This window comes from Streptomyces sp. NPDC048479, from assembly GCF_040651435.1.
Classification (GTDB): domain Bacteria; phylum Actinomycetota; class Actinomycetes; order Streptomycetales; family Streptomycetaceae; genus Streptomyces.
In genome coordinates this window covers 72622-92466 of record NZ_JBEZKA010000009.1, presented here as the reverse complement: position 1 = coordinate 92466, position 19845 = coordinate 72622, and the positions used below count along the sequence as shown (strand labels likewise).

Below are 19845 nucleotides of genomic sequence, written 5' to 3'. Positions count from 1 at the left end.
CCATGCTCGAACAAGGGGCCGGTCCACCCCTGTTCCCAAGGGAGGACCGGCCCGTGATGCGGTTGTTACGCGCTCTGCACCGCTCCTTTACGCGTGCTCGGCGAGTTCGAGCCAGCGCATCTCCAACTCGTCGCGCTCGCCGATCAGTTCACGCAGCTCCGCGTCCAGTTTCGCCACCTTCCCGAAGTCCGTGGCGTTATCGGCGATTTGGGCGTGCAGATTGGTCTCCCGGTCAGAGATCTTGTTCAGCTGCCGCTCGATCTTCTGCAGTTCCTTCTTCGCCGCGCGGGCGTCGCCCGCGGACTTGGCCGCCGGCTTCTCCACCGCGGCGGAGGCGGGTGCCGACGTCGGCACGGCGGCCTCGATCATCCGCTGCCTGCGCTCCAGATACTCGTCGATACCGCGCGGCAGCATCCGCAGCGTGGTGTCGCCGAGCAGCGCGAACGTCCTGTCCGTCGTCCGCTCGAGGAAGAAGCGGTCGTGCGAGATGACGACCATCGAGCCCGGCCAGCCGTCGAGCAGGTCCTCGAGCTGGGTCAGCGTCTCGATGTCGAGGTCGTTGGTGGGCTCGTCGAGGAAGAGGACGTTCGGCTCGTCCATCAGCAGCCGCAGAATCTGCAGCCTGCGCCGCTCACCGCCGGAGAGGTCACCCACAGGCGTCCACTGCTTGTCCTTGGTGAAGCCGAACTGCTCGCACAGCTGACCCGCGGTCATCTCACGGCCCTTGCCGAGGTCGACCCGGTCGCGTACCTGCTGCACGGCCTCGAGTACCCGCAGGGCCGGGTCGAGTTCGCCGACCTCCTGGGAGAGGTAGGCCAGCTTCACGGTCTTGCCGACGACGACGCGGCCGCCGGCGGGCTGCTTGTCGCCGTCGCTGCGGGCCGCCTCCGCCATGGCGCGCAGCAGCGAGGTCTTGCCGGCGCCGTTCACGCCGACGAGGCCGATACGGTCGCCGGGGCCGAGCTGCCAGGTGAGGTGCTTCAGCAGGACCTTCGGGCCTGCCTGGACGGTCACGTCCTCCAGGTCGAAGACGGTCTTGCCGAGGCGGGCGTTGGCGAACTTCATCAGCTCGGAGGTGTCGCGCGGCGGCGGCACATCGGCGATCAGCTCGTTCGCGGCCTCGATGCGGTAGCGCGGCTTGGAGGTACGGGCGGGAGCGCCGCGCCGCAGCCAGGCGAGCTCCTTGCGCATCAGGTTCTGCCGCTTGGACTCCTCGGTCGCCGCGATGCGCTCGCGCTCGGCGCGCGAGAAGACGTAGTCGCTGTAGCCACCCTCGTACTCGTGCACCGCTCCGCGCTGGACGTCCCACATCCGCGTGCAGACCTGGTCGAGGAACCAGCGGTCGTGGGTGACGCAGACGAGCGCCGAGCGGCGCGCCCGCAGATGCTTCGCCAGCCAGGCGATGCCCTCCACGTCGAGGTGGTTGGTGGGCTCGTCGAGGACGATCAGGTCCTGCTCGGCGATGAGCAGCTTGGCGAGCGCGATCCGGCGGCGCTCACCGCCGGAGAGCGGCCCGATGACCGTGTCCAGACCCTGTTCGAAGCCCGGCAGGTGCAGGTCACCGAAGAGCCCGGTGAGTACGTCACGGATCTTGGCGTTGCCCGCCCACTCGTGGTCGGCCATGTCACCGATGACCTCGTGCCGGACGGTGGCCTCGGGGTCGAGCGAGTCGTGCTGGGTGAGCACCCCGAGCCGCAGCCCGCCGCTCTGGGTGACCCGTCCGGTGTCGGGCTCCTCCAGCTTGGCGAGCATCCGGATGAGGGTGGTCTTGCCGTCGCCGTTGCGGCCGACGACGCCGATGCGGTCCCCCTCGGACACGCCGAGGGAGACCCTGTCGAGCAGGGCACGTGTTCCGTACACCTTGCTGACTGCCTCGACATTGACGAGGTTGACGGCCATTTCACTCCTGGGACGGGGGATGGATCGACGTCCAGGGTAGTCGCCCGGCCGGACCTGTTTCCGGCAGCCGAGGATCACCGGGTTCCAACGGCCCGTGGACGACCTGTGGCCCGTTTTCGGCCAACGTTCAGCGCCTTCCTGTCGCGAGCAACCAGGACAGCCCTGCCCAACTCTCACAGGCCGCACAGGTCGTACCGGGCCACACCTGAGGGAGCGGGCACATCGGGGGCGTGTCCGGCCGGTTCGGCCGTGGGCTCTGACCAGTCCGATGCCATCGTGGCACTCGCAGACGAGGAACCGATGACCAGACATCCCATATCCTCTGGTACCCGCCTACGCCGTACAGCGGCCGTCGCCGTGGCACTCGCCGCGGTCGCTGCCGCGACCGGGGCCGCTCCGGTCGCCGGAGCGGCGCCGACGACCACCGCACCCAAGCTCAAGCTGATCGCCGCCTCCAGCTCCGTGACACTCGACCGCTATGAGGGCGAACCCGGGGTCAATCTTGACCTCGGGACGTACATCACCGTCGACGGGGGGCCGCTGGAGTTCAAGGTCACGCGCCCGTCCTACAAGAAGCCCGTGACCGCCGCGCAGATCATCCACGAGGGAAAGAAGACGCGGACCAAGCCCCTTCCGGCGGGTCTGGTCAAGGACTTCTCCGGCCTGCCGGGCTTCCTCAAGGTGACGATCAGCAAGGCGTCCGGCGCGAAGGTGCTGGACACCACCCAGGCGTTCTGCCCGAACAGCGCCGCCGGCCGGATCCGGCCGGACGCCCCGGCCACCTCGACGTACCCCGAGGAATGCCCCAGGAACCCCTTCACGCTCGGCTCCGTATGGGGCGTCGAGAAGGGCTGGGCGGCCAACACCAGCCGGGGCCGCGAATCCGCCCCGGCCGATCTGCCTCCCGGCGAGTACACCGCCAAGGTCTCCGTGGCGAAGACCTACCGCGACCTGTTCGGCATGGCGAACGAACAGAAGACGATCAAGGTGAAGGTACGGAAAGTCACCGAGGGCGGGGGCGGGCCGGCGGCCTCGCGCTCGGCGCACCCGGCGATGGCCGGGCACTCCGCGCACGGCTCGGGGCACGACGCCGGGCACGGCGCCGCGGCGTCGGGCCACGCGAGCCACTACGGCGTCGACGGACGCGGTGCGGACGCCCCCGCCCCGCCCGCGCTGTCACACGCTCTGCAGGACCGCGGCACGGCGACGCACCTGGGAGACGGGCCCGGGCACACCGACGGCTCCCGGAACGCACCCGCGCTGCAGCCCAACGCCCACCGCCCGACCGGCCGGGCGAGCGTGCCCAACGTGCCCAAGCCCGACCTGCGTTCGCTCCCGGCATGGGATATCGCCATCTCCGACGGCGAGGACGGGGACGTCCCCGGCAAGGACTATCTCGCCTTCAGCGCCAACGTCTGGAACGCGGGCCCCGCGCCACTGGTCGTCGACGGCTTCCGCAGCCCCGGCAAGAACCTGATGGACGCCTACCAGTACTTCTACGACGCCAACGGCAAGCAGATCGGGTACACGCCCACGGGCGCCATGGAGTGGGACCCGCGAGTGGGCCACGAACACTGGCACTTCAAGGACTTCGCCAGCTACCGCCTGCTGAGCGCCAACCAGGCCGAGATCGTGCGCAGCGGCAAGGAGGCCTTCTGCCTGGCCAACACCGACGCCATCGACTACACGGTGAAGAACGCCAACTGGCACCCGAACAACACGGATCTGTCGACCGCGTGCGGCGAGCAGAACTCGGTGTCCGTGCGCGAGGTCCTCGACGTCGGTTCCGGCGACACGTACACCCAGTACCGTCCCGGCCAGTCCTTCGACGTCACCGACCTGCCGAACGGCACCTACTACATCCAGGTGATCGCCAACCCCGAACACCGCCTCCAGGAGACGAACCTGAAGAACAACGTCGCACTCCGCAAGGTCGTACTGGGCGGTAAGCCCGGTGCCCGCACGGTGAAGGTGCCTCCGCACGATCTGATCAGCGCTCCCTGATCCGGGGCCCGGTCGCTGCCCTGCCCACAGCCGGGCCGCGACCGGGCACACCCTTGAGCGCGGCTCCCAGGAAGCGGCTCCGGGGAAAGGGGCGTAGGAAGAGGCGGCTCCTAGGAAGCGGTCCGGCGGCCTCTGCCCGCCGTCTCGACCAGCAGCCAGCCGATGAGCGCCATGGCGACGGCGACGGGCGCGGTGACCCGTACGGCGACCAGCATCGCGGACCTGCCCTCCAGCATGCCGCCGAAGCCGACCATCGACAGACCCAGCACACCGAACAGGCAGAGCGTGATCCCGAGGGCGGCGGCGGGCCCCGATCCGCCCTTCCCGGCGGCTCCGGGGGCCGCGGTCACCGGCCGTTCGAAGGTGCGGAAGGCAGCGACGAGCAGCGCGGTCACCACGGCGGCCACCGCGATACGGACCGGGACCTGCGCCCACCAGGCGCCGGAGGCGGGGGCGGGCAGCGGTATGCCGAGGGCGAACATCGCGCCGTACACACCGAGCATCGCGCTGAGATGCCACAGGAACGCGGTCATCGCGATGCCGTTGGCGGCGACGACGGCCCGCCAGACCCTGGCCCGCTGCACAAAGCGTGTACCGGGCGTACGGAGCAGTTCCACCGCGCCGACCAGCCACAGACCGTGGAAGAGGAGCGCGAGGGTGGGCGGGGACATGTTGGAGACCTTCTCGCCGGGCATCCCGACCATGCTCAGGGGGTACGGGCCGAACGCGACCAGCCCCGCGGCACCGACGAGTCCGGCGGCGGCGAGCGCGGAGGGCATCCGGATCCGGCCATCGGCGCGGAGGAAGCCGAGCTGGTGGACGGCGAGCCAGACGAAGGCGAAGTTCAGGAACTCGACGAAGGGCACCCCGCCGAGGAAGCGCAGCACGTCCACGAGCGCGGCACCGGCGACGAGCGCGCCGAAGGCGCCCCAGCCGTACCGCTCGTGCAGCTTCAGCAGCGGCGGTGTGAAGGCGACCATCGCCAGGTAGATACCGATGAACCAGAGCGGCTGGGCGACGAGCCGCAGCGCTACGCCGGTCAACCCGGTCGAGTCACCGCCGCTGCCGCTGCCGAGAAGCTGAACGATCAGCGCGGCCGCGCCCCATACCAGGATGAAGACCATGGTGGGCCGCAGCAGCCGCTGCAGCCGGGCTCGCAGGAAGGCGGCGTAGACGGAGCCGTCGGTCTTCCGGGCGAGGGAGCGGTACGAGAGGGCGTGCGAGAAGCCGCCAACGAAGAAGAACACCGGCATGATCTGCAGGCCCCAGGTGAGCAGCTGCAGCTCGGGCACGACGGCGAGGAGATTCCCGACGCCGTCCCCGGTGACGACGGCCATCAGCCAGTGCCCGAGCACGACGGTCCCCAGCGAGGCGACCCGCAACAGGTCGATGTACCGGTCCCGGGTCCCGGGCGTGGCAGCGGCGAGCTCACGAACGCTTGATCCCATACGAGTACGGTGCCGCGGGGGCGCGGGGGCTGGTGAGAGCGCTCGTACTCAACCGGGATCTGAGTACCTCCACCCACCCGCCCTCGCACACGCGGGTGGGGGGCAGGGGGTTTGCGGGGCAGGGGGTCCGGGCGTGGCCCTCAGGCCCCGACCACCGTCGCACCCCTCGCCGGGGACGGCGCCACCCGTGCCGTACGGCACGTGCCCGAGGACAGGAGCGCCTGCGCCACCCCCCGCGCCGCGTCCTCGTGCTTCGTCAGGAACGCCGTCGTCGGGCCCGAGCCCGAGACCAGGGACGCCAGTGCGCCCGCCGCCGTGCCCGCCGCGAGGGTGGCGGACAGCGAAGGGCGCAGCGAGAGCGCCGCGGGCTGCAGGTCGTTGGCGAGCGCGCCCGCCAGCGCCGTCGCGTCGCCCGTGCGCAGGGCTTCGAGTAGCGCGGGGGACGCGATCGGCTCGGGGACGGCGATGCCTTCGTTGAGGCGGTCGAACTCGCCGTACACCGCCGGCGTCGACAGGCCGCCGTCCGCCACCGCGAACACCCAGTGGAAGTCCCCGCCGACCTCCAGCTCGGTCAGCTGCTCGCCGCGGCCGGTGCCCAGCGCCGCGCCGCCCACCAGGCTGAACGGCACATCGCTGCCCAACTCGGCGCAGATCGAGAGGAGTTCGGAGCGCGACGAGCCAAGACCCCACAGCGCGTCGCACGCGAGCAGCGCACCCGCGCCGTCCGCGCTGCCACCCGCCATGCCGCCCGCGACGGGGATGTCCTTGGCAATGTGTATGTGGACGTCCGGGGACAGTCCATGACGGGCCGCGAGCAGTTCGGCCGCGCGCGCCGCCAAGTTCGTACGGTCCAGGGGGACTTGATGCGCGTCCGGGCCCGAGCACGTGATCGTCAGCGACTCGGCCGGGGTCACCGTGACCTCGTCGTACAGGCCGACCGCCAGGAAGACATTCGCGAGGTCGTGGAAACCGTCGGGCCGCGCTCCGCCCACCGCCAGCTGGACGTTCACCTTCGCCGGGACCCGTACCGTGACACTCACGCCTTGGCCTCCGCGATCCGTGCGAACTCCTCGACCGTCAGCGCTTCCCCGCGCGCCTGCGGTGAGATCCCGGCCCCGACCAGCGCCGCCTCCGCCGCGGCCGGCGATCCGGCCCAGCCCGCCAGCGCCGCCCGCAGCGTCTTGCGGCGCTGCGCGAACGCCGCGTCGACCACGGCGAAGACCTCCGCCTTCGAGGCCGTTGTCTTCAGCGGTTCGGTGCGGCGGACCAGGGACACGAGGCCCGAGTCCACATTCGGGGCCGGCCAGAAGACGTTCCGGCCGATCGAGCCCGCCCGCTTCACCTCCGCGTACCAGTTCGCCTTCACCGAAGGCACCCCGTACACCTTGTTGCCCGGCTTGGCCGCGAGCCGGTCCGCGACCTCCGCCTGGACCATCACCAGCGTCCGCTCGATCGTCGGGAAGCGGTCCAGCATGGTGAGGAGGACCGGCACGGCGACGTTGTACGGGAGGTTGGCGACCAGCGCGGTCGGCGGCGGTCCCGGCAGCTCCTCGACGAGCATCGCGTCGGAGTGGACCAGCGAGAAGCGGTCGGCGCGCGACGGCATCCGGGCCGCGATCGTCGACGGCAGCGCGCCCGCCAGCACATCGTCGATCTCGACGGCGACGACCCGGTCCGCTGCCTCCAACAGCGCCAGGGTCAGCGACCCGAGCCCGGGGCCGACCTCGACGACGACGTCCTCTTCCCGCACCTCGGCGGTCCGTACGATCCGGCGGACCGTATTGGCGTCGATGACGAAGTTCTGGCCGCGCTGCTTGGTGGGGCGTACGCCCAGCGCTGCGGCCAGTTCACGGATGTCGGCGGGGCCGAGGAGTGCGTCGGGCTCAGTGGTGCTCACCGATACAGCCTACGGCCGCAGTGCGGCCACGGACTCGCCCCCCGTTGCACGAAGAGCATCTTCGCCCGGTACGTCTGCTCCGCCGCGGACGCGTCCTGCGGCCGCCCGCCGCCGCCCAGCGCATGCCACGTCTGGGTGTCGAACTGGTACAGCCCGCCGTAGGCGCCCGACGGATCGACCGCCCCCGGCCGCCCGCCGGACTCGCATTGCGCGAGAGCGCCCCAGTTCATCCCGTCCGCGCTCGGCACGGAGTCCGGCAGCCGCCTGGTGCCCACCTTCACCAGCTGGGCGACCGGCTCCCGCACCACCTCCTCGGCGATCTTCTTCGGCTTCTGGAGCACCCCGTTGACCGTCCGCAGGGCGTACGTGACCCGGCGCGCACCCGGCCGCCCCGGCCGTGCGACGGCCTCGGTGCCGACGGCCAGCGAGGGGTCCCCGGTCTTCTCGGTCTCGAAGTCGATCGGCTCCTCGCGGACCGCCTTGGCGCCGGTGATCCGCGTGACACTGATCGTCTGGCCGTCACGCGGAAAGCTGGTGAGCGGCAGGGAGGTGGTGTCCTGCCCGCGCAGCGCGATGCCCACCTCCTCCAGCATCTCGCGCACACTCGCCGCGTTCGTACGGATGGTGCGCTCGCTCCCGTCGGCCATCAAGGTCACGGTGCGCTCGGTGCGTACATCCAGCGCGAGGCCCGTGCGGGAGATCGCCGAGGAGCGGGAGGCGGACAGGTACGCACCGTCGGCCCGCACTCCGAGCTGACGCAGCGCGCCGTCGACCGTGCGGGCGGTGGTCCACACCCGGCGACGCCGGCCGTCGAGAGTGAGCATCACGGGCCGGCCGTAGCGGACGATGATCTGGTCGCCGCTGGCGAGGGCCGCGCCGGGGGCCGGGGCGATGATGTCGTGCCCGGTGATGTCGAGGCCCTCGTCCTCGAGGAGCTCCTGAACATCGTCGGCGAAGGTGTGCATGGTGCGCGGTACGCCGTCGACGCTGACCTGTACCGCCTTGTCGTTGGCGACGAAGGCCGAGGTGCCGCCGGCCAGGAAGGCGACGACGAGGGCCTGCGGGAGGAGCCGGCGGAGGGTGCCGGGCTTCTCCACGGTCCTGCGGCGGCGGGCGGCGCGACGGGCTTCGGCGCGGCCACCCGCCCTGGCGGGGGCGCCCATGGCCGGCACGGCAGCACCGGGGCTCCGGCTCGGCAGCGACGATGCGGGCGCTTCGTACAACGGCAGCTCGGGCACGTCGTACGGCGTAGGCTCGGGCACTTCGTACGCCATCGGCTCGGGCGCTTCGTAGAACGGCTCGGGCACTTCGTACGACGACTCGGCCGGCTCGTACGCCATCGACTCGGGCGCCCCGTACAACGGCTCGGGCACTTCGTACGACGACTCGGCCGGCTCGTACGCCATCGACTCGGGCGCCCCGTACAACGGCTCGGGCACTTCGTACGGCTCCGCCGTCCTGGCGGCGGCGCGGCGGCGGCCGCGCCCTCTTCGATCACTGCCCTGCGAATTGCTCACGACGCTCCGTAGGTCCGGTCCGGTCCGCGCGATGGCGTTGCAGGGCCGGGACACTAGCGAAGGTATGGTCACTCTCCAAAGCGGCTCGACTACGCAGAGTGGTGACATTTTTCCGCACCTAGCCCGCCGCCGGAGCCGGCGGCACTCTCCGAGTTAACCCTCAGTAATCAAATGCGCGAGCCGTATTGGCCGAGATCGCCGCGGCCAGCGTGTCCTCGTCGAGGCCTTTCACCGCCGCCATCGCGCGCAGCGTGACCGGAATGAGATACGGCGCATTGGGCCGACCGCGGAACGGCGCCGGTGTGAGAAACGGTGCATCCGTTTCGACAAGTACGAGCTCCGCCGGGGCGACGGCGAGCGCGTCTCGCAGCGGCTGCGCGTTCTTGAAGGTCACATTGCCGGCGAAGGACATGAAATAGCCTGCGGCCGCGCACACTTCGGCCATTTCCGCGTCACCCGAATAGCAGTGGAAGACGGTGCGTTCGGGGGCGCCCTCCTCGGCGAGGATCCGCAGGACATCGGCGTGCGCCTCGCGGTCGTGGATGACCAGCGCCTTGCCGTGCCGTTTGGCGATCTCGATGTGGGCCCGGAAGGAGCGTTCCTGGGCGGCCATGCCCTCGGGGCCCGTGCGGAAGGAGTCAAGGCCGGTCTCGCCGACCGCGCGCACCTGCGGGAGGGCGGCCATTCGGTCGATCTCGGTGAGCGCGTCGTCCAGCGCGCTGTCACCTCCCGCCTCCCGCGCACCCTGCCGCGACCAGCCATCGGGGTCTCCGTGCACGATGCGCGGCGCCTCGTTGGGGTGCAGGGCGACGGCTGCGTGCACGCTCTCGTGCGCGGCGGCCGTCTCCGCGGCCCAGCGGGAGCCCTTGATGTCGCAGCCCACCTGGACCACCGCAGTCACGCCGACGGCCGCGGCCCTCGCCAGCGCCTCCTCGACCGTGCCCTCCTGCATATCCAGGTGGGTGTGCGAATCGGTGACCGGCACGCCGAGCGGTGCGGGCAGCGGCGGTGGTGCGGACTTCGAACTCATGGGCGCGATCCTACGAGGCTCACGCCCTGCGTCTCACTCCCGGTGGAACAGCCTCACTTGCGGTGGAACGGGTGCAGGAGGTCGGAGAGGTGCCAGTGGTGAGGTTCCGCCGGCTGGGTCTGCTCGGCGCCCGCCACTTCGGGCACCGCCCTCTCCGCCGACTCCCTCTCCACCGACTCGCGCTCCACGGGCGCCGCAGCGGCGGCCGGGACGGACTTCTTCTCAGCGGGTGGCGACATCAGGTTCCGTACCGAGGAGACCTGTCCGGACCGCATGATCCGTACGACATGTCCGCCGCAGTTGATGCAGGTCGGACTCGAGAGCGGGGACGGCACTCGCGCGCCCGCGGCCTTATAGACAACGAATTCCTGGCCGGTGGTGTCGACGTGGTGCTCTATCTCGTAGGACTGCTCCCAGCCGTGCCCGCAGCGCATGCAGGCGAAGGCATACGCCTCGTGGACCTTGGCGGTACCTGTGATCTCACTCATGCCAGCTCCTCTCCACTGACCCAGTGGACGCCCATACCGGCGGGAGCGCATCAGCGCCTGTCGATTAATGGTCTGGTTTTTGGCATTCCCATGCAGAAAAGCTCAGGACACGGTCTGCCCTTTGCTTTTTACGATAGTCCTTTACCGTCCGCAGGGACCGGCCGATCCGCATTCTTTGCCGCCACCACGGCATCGAAGACCTCGCGCTTGGGAAGCCCCGCGTCAGCGGCGACCGCCGCAATGGCCTCCTTGCGCCGTTCGCCTGCCTCCTCGCGCACCCGCACCCTGCGCACCAGCTCGGCCGGGTCGAGATCCCCGGGCCTCGACTCGGGCGCACCCTCGACGACGACAGTGATCTCGCCACGTACGCCCTCAGCCGCCCAGTCCGCCAGCTCACCGAGACCGCCGCGCTTGACCTCCTCGTACGTCTTCGTCAGCTCGCGGCAGACTGCGGCCCGGCGCTCGGCGCCGAAGACCTCGGCCATCGCGGCGAGGGTGTCGTCGAGCCGGTGCGGGGCCTCGAAGTAGACGAGAGTGCGCCGCTCGTTCTCGACCTCGCGCAGTCGGCCGAGCCGCTCGCCCGCCTTGCGCGGCAGAAAACCCTCGAAGCAGAAGCGGTCCACGGGCAGCCCGGACAGGGCCAGCGCGGTCAGTACGGCGGACGGGCCCGGCACCGCCGTCACCTTGATGTTCTGCTCGACGGCGGCGGCGACCAGCCGGTAACCGGGGTCGGAGACGGACGGCATGCCGGCGTCGGTCACCAGAAGCACCCGGGAGCCGCCGGTCAGCGCCTCGACCAGCTCCGGCGTACGGGCGGACTCATTGCCCTCGAAGTACGACACCACGCGCCCCTGCGTGTGCACCCCGAGCGCCTGGGTGAGCCGGCGCAGCCGCCGGGTGTCCTCCGCGGCCACGATGTCGGCGCGCTCCAGCTCGGCGGCGAGCCGGGGCGGTGCGTCAGCGACATCACCGATGGGGGTCCCTGCGAGTACCAGCACGCCTGTCGGGGGTCCGGGGGTCGTCCCCCGGGAGAGCACAGTTGTCACATACGCCATCCTCGCAGGACCGGACGTACGACTCGCACAGTCGCGTTCCCTACGATGGCGCGGTGACCAGTACCGCGCCACAGACCCAGCAGGGCAAGGACGCCGATCAGCAGCCACCCGGCTGGCAGCAGCGGCTGCGCAGATTCGGCTACGTGCCCCGGCCCGTGATCGGGCTGCGCGAACGCCTGGTGCCGCCCTACACGCGCCCCTCCGAGCGGCTGTGGCCGGTCTTCGGCATCCCGCCGTCGGTCGCGAACCCGCTGCTGCGCTGGGCGGCATGGGGCGGGCCGCTGCTGGTTGCGCTGGTCGCGGGCGTGCTGCGGTTCTGGAACCTCGGCACGCCGAAGGCGGTGATATTCGACGAGACGTACTACGCGAAGGACGCCTGGGCCCTGATCAATCAGGGGTACGAGGGCAGTTGGCCGAAGGACGTCGACAAGCTGATCCTCAAGGACCCGTCGAGCGTCCCGATCCCGACCGACCCCGGCTATGTGGTGCATCCGCCGGTCGGCAAGTGGGTCATCGGCGTCGGCGAGCACTTCTTCGGGTTCACGCCCTTCGGCTGGCGCTTCATGGTCTGCGTGCTCGGCACGCTGTCGGTGCTGATGCTCTGCCGGATCGGCCGACGGCTGTTCCGCTCGACGTTCCTGGGCTGCCTGGCGGGTGCGCTGCTCGCCGTGGACGGACTGCACTTCGTGATGAGCCGCACGGCGCTGCTCGACCAGGTGCTGATGTTCTTCGTGCTGGCCGCCTTCGGCTGCCTGGTCATCGACCGGGACTGGTCGCGGCGACGGCTCGCGGCGACGCTGCCGACGGACGAGGAGGGCGTGCTGCGCCCGGATGCGACGGTCGCGGAGACGCTTCGCCTCGGTTGGCGTCCATGGCGGCTGGCTGCGGGCCTGATGCTCGGCCTGGCCGCCGGCACCAAGTGGAACGGCCTGTATGTGATGGTCGCGTTCTGCCTGATGACCGTCCTGTGGGACGTGGGCGCCCGCCGGACGGCGGGTGCGGTGCACCCGTACCGGGCGGTGCTGAGGAAGGACGTGGTGCCGGCCTTCGTCTCGACGGTGCCGGTCGCGATCGCCACGTACATCGCGTCCTGGACCGGCTGGATCGTCACGAACAAGGGCTACTTCAGGAACTGGGCCCGGACGGACGGCAAGGGCGGCAGCTGGACCTGGCTGCCCGACTGGCTGCGCAGCCTGTGGCACTACGAGAACGAGGTCTACGAGTTCCACGTCAATCTGACCTCCGGCCACACGTACCAGTCGAACCCGTGGAGCTGGATCGTGCTGGGCCGCCCGGTCTCGTACTTCTACGAGGACCCGAACGCGGGCACCGGAGGCTGCCCGCCGGACGCCGCGGACAAGTGCGCCCGCGAGGTACTGGCGCTCGGCACACCGCTGCTGTGGTGGGCGGCCTGCTTCGCGATCTGCTACGTCCTGTGGCGCTGGCTGTTCCGCCGGGACTGGCGCGCGGGCGCGATCGCCTGCGGCATCGCGGCGGGCTGGGTGCCGTGGTTCTTCTACCAGGAACGCACGATCTTCCTGTTCTACGCGGTGGTGTTCGTGCCGTTCCTGTGTCTGGCGGTCGCGATGATGATCGGCGCGATCCTGGGTCCACCGGGCTCGGACGAACGCAGGAGGGCGATCGGGGCGATCGGCGCGGGGGCGCTGGTGCTGCTGATCATCTGGAACTTCATCTACTTCTATCCGCTGTACACGGGCAGACCGATCCCGGTGGAGGACTGGCGAAACAGGATGTGGCTGGACACCTGGGTCTAGCAGGGACGACAGCGGACAGGTGGCCTGCGCGCGTCGTGTCCACCTTGGTCGTTGCCGGCCGTTGCGGGTCGTCCCGGGCCGCCCTTGGACGGCCCACAGACGGCCCGGGTCTGCCGCCTTCAGGGGTCTTCTAGTCGGAGATCCAGATCTCTTCCATCAGATCCGTGGCGGCGTGGGTGTGGCGGACGCGGAACACTGACGTTTTCACCTTCCTCCGCCTCCATGGGCAGTGGGCGCCGAGGATCAGTTCCCCGAGGCCGCCCCAGTAGGTTGAGGTGGGGTTGTCCGGGTCGTACGCGACATCGGCGTCCTTCGCCATCTGTGCCGTCACCCCGCAGGCATCCAGAACGGCCTGCGGGTCACCTTCCAGCGTCCACCGTGACGTATCGTCCTCGCCCGGCCAGCCCTCGGAATGCACCAGCTCAAAGCCGGGCACCACCCACGCGACCTCCTCGTGGGTCTCCCCGCAGTCGACCGTCGCCCCGCCGATGATCTTCGCCCCCGGGAAGCGTTCCGCAAGGTTCTTGACCTGCTCCAGTACCGGCCACGAGTTTCCCTCGTCCGCCAAAGCAGGATCCGAAATGCCGATCACGTTCCCCCACATCCCGACCTGGATCCAGTCCAGGTCGTCGCGGGTCGTCAGAGAGAAGCCGTCGCTGATGTTCTGCTCCCCGGGATACTCCAGCACCGCATCGACCGTCCCGAACGATGCGGCGAACTCCCGTGCCCCCTGAGGGTCATTGGGCGACCAGCCTCCCGCGTGGTCCGGGAACGGCGGCAGCACCACCGTGACCGTGTACTGACCCGACCCCCGCACCCGCGCCTGAGGCGGGCACGTCCAAAAGCTGTTCTCCGTCATGCCCGCCACCGTAACGGCACGATGCGGCAACACGCGGTCCGAACCCCCGTGCATCCAGAGCGAGTTGGGGCCTAGGCTGTCACAGCCGGCGTCAACGACCACGGGGGCCACTGACCCGGCCCATCCCATCCTGGGCCCCCCAGGAGAACTCAACGTGACCCAGTTCATACGACTGCCGCGACAGCGCGCCTGGGCCCGCGGCATCCTCGCCCTGGCCTGTGCATCTGTCATGGCCATGACCGGACTTCCCTCCCTCGACAGTGCGGAGGCCAAGCCGCCGCCGCTCAAACCCGGCAAGCGCTGCGACGAATTGTTCGGCCTCAAGGGCAGTCCCACCAAGAGCCTCCCGCAGGGTGACGCCTCTCGCGTGAAGGACCTCTGGGACCAGTACGAGTACGTGAACCCGGGCATGGAGTTCGACGGACTCAACCCCACCCAGCAGCAGCTGGAAGCCGCCGGAACGGACTACAAGAAGTACCCCCACAGTGACCCGCGCCGTATCTACGCCCGCTTCAACGCCCAGAAGCGGTGGACGGACTTCGACGACTACCTGACCAAGCAGTACATCCCCAACCAGGGCAACGACCCGCGCGGCGAAGCGTTCGAGAAGAAGGTCGTCAAGGAGATGGGCCTGACCGGCCCGGACTGGATCTGCCAGAAGGAGGTGTACTTCACCGACCCCGACACCGGCGAGCGTCACAAGCGGGTCCTGGACGGTTACAACAAGAAGACCCGCGAGATCGTGGAGATGAAGTCCAACGGCAAGCCGGACGGGTCTCAGACCCCCGCCGACAAGGCGTGGGCTCGCCACAAGGGCTGGAAGTCCTACAAGTACACCTTCGTCTTCGGCGAACAGCAGAAGAGCGAAGCCCGCACCTTCATGAAGGACATGAAGCAGACCGCGGGCAAGGACGCACTGGGCCGTGACCGGGTGAGGGAGTACAACTTCCACTCCGACCACAAGCCCCAGGCACCCAAGAAGGCCGCGAACGGCCCCTACCGGCGCAACGACCAGTTCCTGTCCAACGGCGCGGGGAAGAACACCGGCTCCCGCGGCGGCGGCAACGACATGATCAAGCAGTCACCGGCCACACCGAAGACCCTCAAGGAACAGCTCGACCGCATCAACAAGAACGACCCCCAGGGCCGGATGCCCAGGGGCCCCGGCGGAGTCGACTTCTCCACCCTGGACCTGCGCTACATCGGCAAGCCCGTCAAGGGCGAGGGCCTGAACTACGCGTTCTCCGCGAAGAAGGTCGACGACGAGTACGCAGCCGGCTGGGGAGGCCAGGAAAAGGCGCAGCTCATCTCGGACGCGTTCTTCACCTGGCTCGCGCTCACGCCGGACAAGTTCTGGGTGAACCTGAACCCGGACGAGCCCGACCGGGTCATGGACGCCAAGTTCGGGAAGACCGACGCCGGCCGGGTCCTCCTTGAAGCCGATCTCCAGATGAAGCACGACTTCTTCAAGACGATGGACCCCAAGACCGACCTCGGCAAGCGGTTCTGGGCGTCCCTGCCCAAGGTGAACGGCCGCCCGTGCTTCGCCGGGATCCGCAACTGGATCGAGCCGAAGACCGCGACGGTACGCGAGCAGGACGGCGGCATCTACATCCTTGACGCCCCCCTGAAGCTGAAGTCCACCCCGCAGGACTTCGCCACCAACCCCGGCGGCGAGCGGATCTGCAACCCGTCGAAGGCCGAACGGGACGAGGCACAGCGGGTCATCGACCGGATGATCGTCCCCGAGGTCGAGAAGACCATCAACGCTGCCCCGCAGTACGCGGATCTGCGCCGCGTCTACACCGCCCGCGTCGCCGCCGAGTTCATCCGCCAGCAGGACGCCAAGACCCCCACCGACTACCGCAACATCATCAACAGCAACGACGTGGCCAAGTGGCCCCTGCGCGCCCCCAACCAGAACTGGGACAAGAACGAGCTGTTCCAGAAGTACCGGAAGATCTTCCTCAACGGCGAGTTCCAGTACGACGTGGACACCGCCGAAGGCGTGCTGGTCTACATCGTCGGCGGCGTCGACTTCTCCAAGCAGCCCAAGCGCAACATGAACCCGGTGCGCTTCCGCACCGAGCACCCCTATAAGCCCCGCACCGCACAGTTCGCCGTCGGGCAGATGACCGATGAAGCGGACAAGGACGGGTACGTGATGCTCGGCGGGAACACCGCCGGCAAGTCCGCCGGCGGCGACGACCCGACCCCCACCCCCACGCCGACGGACAAGCCGACCGACAAGCCGTCAACCCCGGTGCCCTCCACTTCGCCGGGCGGCAACGACGACAAGCCCACCCCACCGGCCAAGGACCCCGACGGCGACCTCGCCCACACCGGCTCCGACACCCCCATCGGCCTCATCACCGCGATCGCCGCCGCCCTCGCGGCAGCCGGTGGAGCACTGATGTGGTGGATGCGCCGACGCAAGGCAGAACAGAGCTGACCGGGTAACCCCACCGGCCGGAACACGACAAGCGGCCCCGCACCCAACCCATGGGTGCGGGGCCGCCGCCATTACCTTCCCTACGCCGTCGTACGGGGTTGTCGCGACCGCCGAACACCTCGTCGCCGAGCTCGCCGCGAACGCGGCCACGCACGGCCGGCTGCCCGGCCGGGACTTCCTCCTCGACCTCCGTACGACGGAAGGCGACAGCGCGCTCCGGATCGAGGTGACCGACACCCGTGGTGATCGCCTCCCGAGCCCTCACTCCCAACCACCCTCCTCGGACAGCGAGTCGGGGCGCGGGCTCCTGCTCGTCGAGGCGTCGGCCGACCGCTGGGGCGTCACACCGGGGCCCGTCCCGCGCAAGACGGTGTGGGCCGAGCTGGACCTCGTACCGCAGAATTCGGGGCGTCCGAGATGACGTCAGCCCCGCCGCCGTACGGCACGCCTTGACCGCCGATCTCCCACCCGACGGCGTGCGCCGCGGAACCGGGAGACTGCCGCGCCTGCCGGACCCCGCACACCGAAAGCCGGACTGATTCCGCCCTTGCCGTCGCGGTTCCCGGCCCGATCGTCGCGGTCCGATAACGGCCACCGCCCCCGTCACTCCTGTCCCGTAGAGTGCACGCGATGCATCTTCTTGAACACGCTTTCCAATAGGCACAGTCAAGGAGATGTGCTCCTGGGGAGGGGACCGCAGCAATGCGCAGTGGAGCGAAAGTCGCCGTGGTCGGCGGCGTGTTTCTGGTGGTCGCCGGTGGCGTGGGCTACGGCGGCTACAACCTGTACAGCGGCCTGACCGGCAACGGCGGCAATGGCGGGACCGACGCCAAGACCGCGTCGGCGCCGAGGAAGACCGGGCCGCCCGGCGCGGACGAGATCAGCGAGACCGCCAAGGACTTCCTGGCGGCGTGGGCCGGGGGCAACGCTCCGGAAGCGGCGCAGTTGACCAACAACGCCGCCGAAGCCGAGCCGTTGCTCGCCGGGTACCGCGATCAGGCCCGTGTCTCCGCCGCCGTGATCACTCCCGGTACGCCGGTCGGCGCGAAGGTGCCGTTCACCGTCAAGGCGACGGTGACGTTCGAAGGGCAGAGCAAGCCCTGGTCGTACGCCTCCGAGCTGACCGTGGTGCGGGGGCAGACCACCGGCAGGCCGCTCGTCGACTGGGCGCCGACCGTGGTTCACCCGAAGCTGACGAAGGGCACCAGTCTCAGGACGGACCAGGCCTCGGCCCCGCCGATCAAGGCCGTCGACAGCCGTGGCCGGGAGCTGACGAAGGAGAAGTACCCGTCGCTCGGGCCCGTCCTGGACAGCCTGCGCAAGAAGTACGGCAAGGACGCGGGCGGTACCGCCGGTGTGGAGCTGGTCATCTCGTCCGCGAACGCCTCCACGCCCGACCAGACCCTGCTGACCCTGACCAAGGGCAAAGAGGGCAAGCTGACCACCACTTTGGACGCGGATGTGCAGGCAGCCGCCGAGCAGGCGGTGAAGAAGTACGCGCAGGCTTCGGTCGTCGCGGTGAAGCCGAGTACGGGTGAGATCCGGGCGATCGCCAACAACCCGGCGAGCGGCTTCAACGCGGCGGTGCAGGGCGCGCAGGCGCCCGGCTCCACGATGAAGATCGTGAGCGCGACGATGTTGATGGACAACGGAATCGTCCAGGGCCCCGGCGCCAAGGTGGAGTGTCCGCCGACCGTTTCGTGGGAGGGCGTGACGTTCGAGAATCTCAAGAAGTTCGAGATCAAGAACGGCACTCTCAAGGACAGCTTCCGCCGCTCCTGCAACACCGCCTTCATCAAGGCGATCAAGCCCCTCACCAAGAAGAACATCGCCGGCACCGCGCTGGGCGAGACCGCACGCAAGTACTTCGGCATCGGCCTGGACTGGCAGACGGGCATCGCCACCGTCGACGGCAGTGTGCCCGAGTCGGCGGGTGCGGAGACCGCGGCCTCGTTCATCGGACAGGGCAAGGTCACGATGAACGCGCTCAACATGGCGTCCATCACCGCCACCGCGAAGAGCGGCGGCTTCCACCAGCCGATGATCGTCCCGCAGTCCCTCGACCACCGTGAACTGGCCACCGCGCAGCCGCTGCCCGGCTCCATCGCGAGTGCCCTGCGCGAGATGATGAGGGCCACCGCGCAGTACGGCACGGGCCAGGCCGCGATGGCCGGGGTCCGCGGTGACAAGGGCGCCAAGACCGGCTCGGCGGAGGTCGACGGACAGGGCAAGTCCAACAGCTGGTTCACCGGATACGCCGATGATCTGGCGGCGGCCGCGGTCGTGCAGTCCGGCGGGCACGGCGGCGACGCGGCGGGGCCGGTGGTCGCCTCGGTGCTGCAGGCCCGCTGATCCGCCGGCCGACCGGAAAAGCAGCTCGCATGGCCCGTACGGCTACCGCTAGCGTGCGGGCCATGAGCAGTCACCACACCGACGCGCACCCCCGTTTCGCCGAGGCTCTGCGCGAGCTGGGGCTCGAGGTCCCGGTCTTCTTCCCGCTCGACCCCAAGACGCTGATCGCGCACGCGGGCGGCACGCTGGTGGATGTACGCGAGCGCACGGCGTGACCGTTCTCGTCGCCGCGGCGGTCCTGATAGCCGCGCTCACGCATGCCTCGTGGAATGCCCTTGCCCACACCATCAGAGATCAGCTGATCGCCTTCACGCTGATCGCCGGCGGCGGCACGGTGATCGGGGCCGTGCTGGCCTGCTTCTCGCCGCTGCCCGCGGCCGCCGCCTGGCCGTATCTGATCGCCTCCGCGCTGCTCCACATCGGCTACCAGGCGCTGCTGATGCGGTCGTTCACTCTGGGCGACTTCGGCCAGATGTATCCCATCGCCCGGGGTACCGCGCCGCTGGTGGTGACCGTGCTCGCGGCGCTGTTCGTCGGCGAGAGCCTCAACGGCTGGCAGTTGGCGGGCGTGGCGATCGCCTCGGCGGGCCTGGTGGGCGTAGCCCTGTGGGGCATCAGGGGGTCGGAGGCCCATCCGCACTGGCCGGCGCTGCTGGCCGCGCTGGCGACCGGTCTGTCCATCGCCGCGTACACGGTGGTCGACGGTGTCGGCGTACGCGCCTCGGGCACGCCCCTCGGCTATATCGCCTGGCTGATGATTCTGGAGGGGGCGCTGATCCCGGCATACACGCTGTACGTCCACCGGGGCGGCCTGCTCGCCCAGCTGCGCCCGTACGCGGCCCGCGGGCTCCTCGGCGCATTGCTTTCGGTATCGGCCTACGGACTGGTGCTGTGGGCGCAGACCAAGGCGCCGCTCGCTCCGATCGCGGCACTGCGCGAGTCGTCGATCATCGTGGGCGCGGCGATCGGAGCGCTCTTCTTCAAGGAACGGTTCGGTGCGCCGAGGATCGCGGCGGCGGGACTGATGGTGGTGGGCATCGGCCTGATGCTGCGGGCGGGCTGAACCGCA

15 protein-coding genes and 1 pseudogene are annotated in these 19845 nt (G+C 69.7%); 7 read left to right on the top strand and 9 right to left on the bottom strand.

Features of this window, described 5'->3' with window-relative positions; translation table 11 throughout:
- Window positions 1–87: 87 nt before the first annotated feature.
- The gene (locus AB0D12_RS16440; RefSeq protein WP_362682338.1) at window positions 88–1899 is read right to left on the bottom strand and encodes an ABC-F family ATP-binding cassette domain-containing protein; all 1812 of its coding nucleotides are present in this window, start codon (window positions 1897–1899) and stop codon (window positions 88–90) included.
- 300 nt (window positions 1900–2199) lie between these two features.
- On the opposite strand from AB0D12_RS16440, the gene AB0D12_RS16435 reads away from it, so the two are divergent.
- Window positions 2200–3903, top strand: a complete 1704-nt coding sequence (locus tag AB0D12_RS16435; RefSeq protein WP_362682335.1) for a lysyl oxidase family protein — start codon at window positions 2200–2202, stop codon at window positions 3901–3903.
- Between the two features lie 110 nt (window positions 3904–4013).
- Here the strand turns inward: AB0D12_RS16435 and AB0D12_RS16430 are convergent, their stop codons facing one another.
- The 7 genes from AB0D12_RS16430 to rsmI form a co-directional block, all read right to left on the bottom strand.
- Window positions 4014–5351, bottom strand: coding sequence for an acyltransferase (locus tag AB0D12_RS16430; RefSeq protein WP_362682332.1), 1338 nt, complete (start codon window positions 5349–5351; stop codon window positions 4014–4016).
- Between the two features lie 140 nt (window positions 5352–5491).
- The gene (locus tag AB0D12_RS16425) at window positions 5492–6391 is read right to left on the bottom strand and encodes a 4-(cytidine 5'-diphospho)-2-C-methyl-D-erythritol kinase (RefSeq protein WP_362682329.1); all 900 of its coding nucleotides are present in this window, start codon (window positions 6389–6391) and stop codon (window positions 5492–5494) included.
- Complete coding sequence (gene rsmA / locus AB0D12_RS16420) at window positions 6388–7248, bottom strand: 16S rRNA (adenine(1518)-N(6)/adenine(1519)-N(6))-dimethyltransferase RsmA (RefSeq protein WP_362682326.1); 861 nt, start codon at window positions 7246–7248, stop codon at window positions 6388–6390. The genes AB0D12_RS16425 and rsmA overlap by 4 nt, the downstream gene beginning before the upstream one ends.
- Complete coding sequence (locus AB0D12_RS16415) at window positions 7245–8654, bottom strand: ubiquitin-like domain-containing protein (RefSeq protein WP_362682751.1); 1410 nt, start codon at window positions 8652–8654, stop codon at window positions 7245–7247. Before AB0D12_RS16415 ends, rsmA begins: the two co-directional genes overlap by 4 nt.
- A gap of 271 nt (window positions 8655–8925) precedes the next feature.
- On the bottom strand, window positions 8926–9795 hold the full coding sequence (locus tag AB0D12_RS16410; RefSeq protein WP_362682324.1) for a TatD family hydrolase: 870 nt from the start codon (window positions 9793–9795) through the stop codon (window positions 8926–8928).
- Between the two features lie 53 nt (window positions 9796–9848).
- Window positions 9849–10283, bottom strand: a complete 435-nt coding sequence (locus tag AB0D12_RS16405) for a hypothetical protein (RefSeq protein WP_362682321.1) — start codon at window positions 10281–10283, stop codon at window positions 9849–9851.
- 128 nt (window positions 10284–10411) lie between these two features.
- A complete protein-coding gene (rsmI, locus tag AB0D12_RS16400; RefSeq protein WP_362682318.1) occupies window positions 10412–11329 on the bottom strand; it encodes a 16S rRNA (cytidine(1402)-2'-O)-methyltransferase in 918 nt (305 codons plus the stop codon).
- Window positions 11330–11391: 62 nt separating this feature from the next.
- Here rsmI and AB0D12_RS16395 point away from each other — a divergent pair, with 62 nt between their 5' ends.
- Window positions 11392–13113 (top strand): phospholipid carrier-dependent glycosyltransferase, encoded by a 1722-nt coding sequence (locus tag AB0D12_RS16395; RefSeq protein WP_362682315.1) that lies wholly within the window; start codon window positions 11392–11394, stop codon window positions 13111–13113.
- Window positions 13114–13243: 130 nt separating this feature from the next.
- Here AB0D12_RS16395 and AB0D12_RS16390 read toward each other — a convergent pair whose 3' ends face one another.
- Window positions 13244–13972, bottom strand: coding sequence for a DUF6333 family protein (locus tag AB0D12_RS16390; protein ID WP_362682312.1), 729 nt, complete (start codon window positions 13970–13972; stop codon window positions 13244–13246).
- Between the two features lie 154 nt (window positions 13973–14126).
- Here AB0D12_RS16390 and AB0D12_RS16385 point away from each other — a divergent pair, with 154 nt between their 5' ends.
- The 5 genes and pseudogenes from AB0D12_RS16385 (at window position 14127) to AB0D12_RS16365 (ending at window position 19839) form a co-directional block, all read left to right on the top strand.
- Complete coding sequence (locus tag AB0D12_RS16385) at window positions 14127–16424, top strand: hypothetical protein (RefSeq protein ID WP_362682309.1); 2298 nt, start codon at window positions 14127–14129, stop codon at window positions 16422–16424.
- Between the two features lie 106 nt (window positions 16425–16530).
- Window positions 16531–16845 (top strand): annotated as a pseudogene (locus tag AB0D12_RS16380) (ATP-binding protein); the annotation flags it as partial.
- 281 nt (window positions 16846–17126) lie between these two features.
- Window positions 17127–18776 carry a penicillin-binding transpeptidase domain-containing protein gene (locus AB0D12_RS16375; protein WP_362682306.1) on the top strand — a complete coding sequence of 550 codons (1650 nt, stop codon included), beginning with the start codon at window positions 17127–17129 and terminating at the stop codon, window positions 18774–18776.
- Window positions 18777–18838: 62 nt separating this feature from the next.
- Complete coding sequence (locus tag AB0D12_RS16370; protein WP_362682303.1) at window positions 18839–18991, top strand: hypothetical protein; 153 nt, start codon at window positions 18839–18841, stop codon at window positions 18989–18991.
- Complete coding sequence (locus AB0D12_RS16365; RefSeq protein WP_362682300.1) at window positions 18988–19839, top strand: DMT family transporter; 852 nt, start codon at window positions 18988–18990, stop codon at window positions 19837–19839. Before AB0D12_RS16370 ends, AB0D12_RS16365 begins: the two co-directional genes overlap by 4 nt.
- Window positions 19840–19845: the final 6 nt, after the last annotated feature.